Origin of the sequence: Sedimentibacter hydroxybenzoicus DSM 7310 (assembly GCF_013403245.1) — a bacterium.
Classification (GTDB): domain Bacteria; phylum Bacillota; class Clostridia; order Tissierellales; family Sedimentibacteraceae; genus Sedimentibacter; species Sedimentibacter hydroxybenzoicus.
Window position 1 is genome coordinate 1 of the sequence record NZ_JACBNQ010000054.1, and the last position, 3,299, is coordinate 3,299.

At 35.1% G+C, this 3,299-nt stretch carries 2 protein-coding genes; both read right to left on the reverse strand.

Features of this window, described 5'->3' with window-relative positions:
• Nucleotides 1-102: 102 nt before the first annotated feature.
• Entirely contained in the window at nucleotides 103-1,104 is a 1,002-nt protein-coding gene (locus tag HZF24_RS18605; protein ID WP_179239879.1) for an aspartate-semialdehyde dehydrogenase, read from the reverse strand.
• Between the two features lie 184 nt (nucleotides 1,105-1,288).
• Nucleotides 1,289-3,055: a putative glycoside hydrolase gene (locus HZF24_RS18610; protein ID WP_179239880.1), complete on the reverse strand. Its 1,767-nt coding sequence runs from the start codon at nucleotides 3,053-3,055 to the stop codon at nucleotides 1,289-1,291.
• Nucleotides 3,056-3,299 lie beyond the last annotated feature (244 nt).

Sequence of the window (3,299 nt, forward strand, 5' to 3'; positions counted from 1 at the left end):
TTGGTTTTCCAACTGTTTCTCTGTTAAGTTTTCGTAATTTTTGTTACTTGCTGCTGACTTTGTCAGCAGTCTGAGCCTGACGCAATGGTCAGTCTTTTTTAATTATTTTATTAAAAGCTCTGCTATTTGGACAGCATTTGTTGCTGCTCCTTTTCTTACCTGATCACCGCAGCACCATAACGACAATGAGTTGTCATTAGTAATATCCTTTCTGATTCTGCCCACATATATTAAGTCCTGATCTGTTGTATCCAGTGGCATGGGATATTTTTTGTTAGCTAAATCATCAATTAATTTAACTCCCTCTGATTTTGCTAACAATTCTTTAGCTTTTTCCGGTGTTATTTCTTTTTCTGTTTCAATAGTAATTGATTCTGAATGGCTTCTGTAAACGGGTACCCTTACACAGGTACAATTTACTTTTAAATCAGGATTATGAAATATTCTTCTGCCTTCGTTTTGCATTTTCATTTCCTCTTGAGAATATCCTTCATCATCAAAATCTCCTATTTGAGGTATCAAGTTGTATGCAATCTGGTACTGAAAGGTTTTTGCTTCAACAGGATTTCCCTTGCTGAGATCTTCAATCTGCTGATTCAGCTCATTAATTCCATTTACACCTGCGCCTGATACCGCCTGGTATGTTGAAACAATCATTCTGTTGATTTTAGCATATTTATTCAGTTCATTTAAGGCAGTCATAGCTATAATCGTCGAACAGTTAGGATTTGCTATTATACCCTTGTGATTTTTTACATCTTCGCCGTTTACTTCCGGGACTATCAGAGGCACATCTTCGTTTAACCTGAAGGCTGAACTGTTATCTATTACAACTGCACCCGCTTTTACTGCAGCAGGCGAAAGAGCTTCGCTTATATGATTCTCTGCTGCACAAAGAACTATATCTATATCTTTAAAAGAATCTTCGGTCGCTTCTTCGATAATATACTTTTCCCCCTGGAATTCAACTTCTTCTCCTGCGCTTTTTTTGCTTGCCAACAATTTCAATTCATTAAAAGGAAAATTTCTTTCTCCGATAACCTTGAGCATTTCCTGCCCAACCGCTCCGGTTGCTCCTAAAATTGCAATATTTACTTTCTTCATAATCATTCCTTCTTCCAATAAAAATTTATAAAAATTTACATCTTCTTTTAAATATATAAAATTTATTATAGCAACAATTTCTGATATGTCAAGTTTTTGTTTGCAATTACATTACATAGTTATTTCTTTTACGAACAAAAAGGGAAGATATAAAATCTTCCCCGGATTGATGAACCACTATAAATTATTGAAAATCCGGTCTTATCTTCCAAATACCATTTTCTCTTATAGCATTCCACTTAACATTGTCTTTTTCTATTATTTCTTTTGTTTCACCGTCTATTTCTATTTTGTAATACAAATTAACAATTGCAGCATCTTTGTTTGTTGAATCCATTTCATAACCGTTAATCTTGTAGCTTAACAATTTTAGGTTTGAGCTTTCTGCTTTTTCAGCGTATTTATCGAAATCTTTTTCTCTGTCTTTAACCGGTTCCATCAAATACATATAACTGTATCTTCCTGTCTTCATACCGGATAAATATTTATCGGCTCCGTCGGCAGGTGATTTTTCTCTGTAATCAAGCTCACCTTTATCCAATGGGTACGTTGTTTTTGATTCTTCATCTGTTGCAATATATGCTCTCGGGTCATAAACGTTACTTGGATTCCAAATCATATATTCGTAAATTCCAAGCTCTTTTGCCGCAACTATTTGTGTTCTTACCTTATCATAACCGTATTCTATGCCTGCCCAATCAAAATCCTGCAGCCACGGTCTGATTATCGGAGGATTAACCATGGAGGAATTTTTCTCAATGGCTTCTTCCATAGAACCTTTGACAACAAGGTAAGGATGTGCATTAGGATTTTCTAAGTTATACCAGCCTGTTGAATAGTGGCTTGGATAAACCATCGGTGCAATATTGTCTACATGCTCACCTATTAAAATCCATGTCTGACCTATATCTTCCGGATAATCATCCCATGTTCTTGTTGTTATACCAAAGACATCCGCACCTAAGTTCACACTGTACGGCTCTAATTCTTCTTTTGCATATTGCAAAAATTCTGCTATTGCCTCATCCTTATCCCTATCGTTTCTTCCGGGAAATTCAGTTATAGGGTTATACTTTTTTGCTCCGTCAGGGAATCTGACATAATCAAATTGAATTTCATCAAAGCCCAGAAGCGATGCTTCCTTAGCAATAGCTATATTGTAATCCCATACATATTTATCAAAAGGGTTAATCCAAGGGATGTTGCCGCTGTTTGGATCTAACCATGTTCCTCCCGATTTTAACTGTATTGAATGTTCGGGACTCTTGACTGCAAAATTCTTATCCTTAAATGCAACTATTCTTCCTATTGTATATATATCATAATCTTCAAGGACTTTAAGCATATTGTTTACATCTTTTATAGGAATGGCAGTTGCTTCGTTCATCCTTTGTACGATTTCTATATCACTGTTATACGTTATAAGTCCGTTGTCATCTTTTACATTTATTACCAGGCTGTTAATTTCCGTACCTACAGCTATGCCTATGATTCTTTCAAATCTGTTGGCTTTTTCCGCATCTACAGAAAGCTCCTTTGCTTTTGCAGTATCCTTATCGGCAAGAGCTTTCACATATGCACCGTATGCATCTATATTTTCTTTATTCAATTCATTGCCGGCTGTGTGTCCCGTAGCATACAATGCTTTTACTTCAACTGTTTTCTTTTCTCTTTCTTCACCTACGGGAATTAACGGAACATAAAATTCTTTTAATTCTTCTTTCCGTTTCGCTTCAACTTCAATTCTTTCCTGAAGCTCTTTTTCTAATTCCTGTTTTTGCTTTTCTTCTTCGGATAACACTGGTTCGGATGGTTCGGAAGGAACTTCTACAACCGGATCTTCATTTTCTTCATTGGGTATGGGTGTATTTGCACTGACCTGACCCGTGCAGCCGGCCAACATAGATGAAATTAGTAATAATATTATTGCTTTTCTCGATTTTTTAAACATAAATCCTCCTTAAAATGTTATGTAGATACTGGAATAACCATACCCTTACTATTATGCTATTAAATCGTAATCATAATTTATGATTAATTCTATCATATTTAAATTTTATAGGCAATAAACATTACAGGTTTTTTCTATTTTCGACAATGTAATTTTTAACAAAATATTGGCGAGATGTAAAATTAAATGAAACACAATTAAATAAATAACGCTCATGAGAGCTTCTCTGTTATAATGTTAATCA

What these genes read in the sequence shown, in the direction of transcription:
- HZF24_RS18605 (WP_179239879.1), bottom strand. Translation starts at nt 1,104, where the DNA reads ATGAAGAAAGTAAATATTGCAATTTTAGGAGCAACCGGAGCGGTTGGG.
- HZF24_RS18610 (WP_179239880.1), bottom strand. Translation starts at nt 3,055, where the DNA reads ATGTTTAAAAAATCGAGAAAAGCAATAATATTATTACTAATTTCATCT.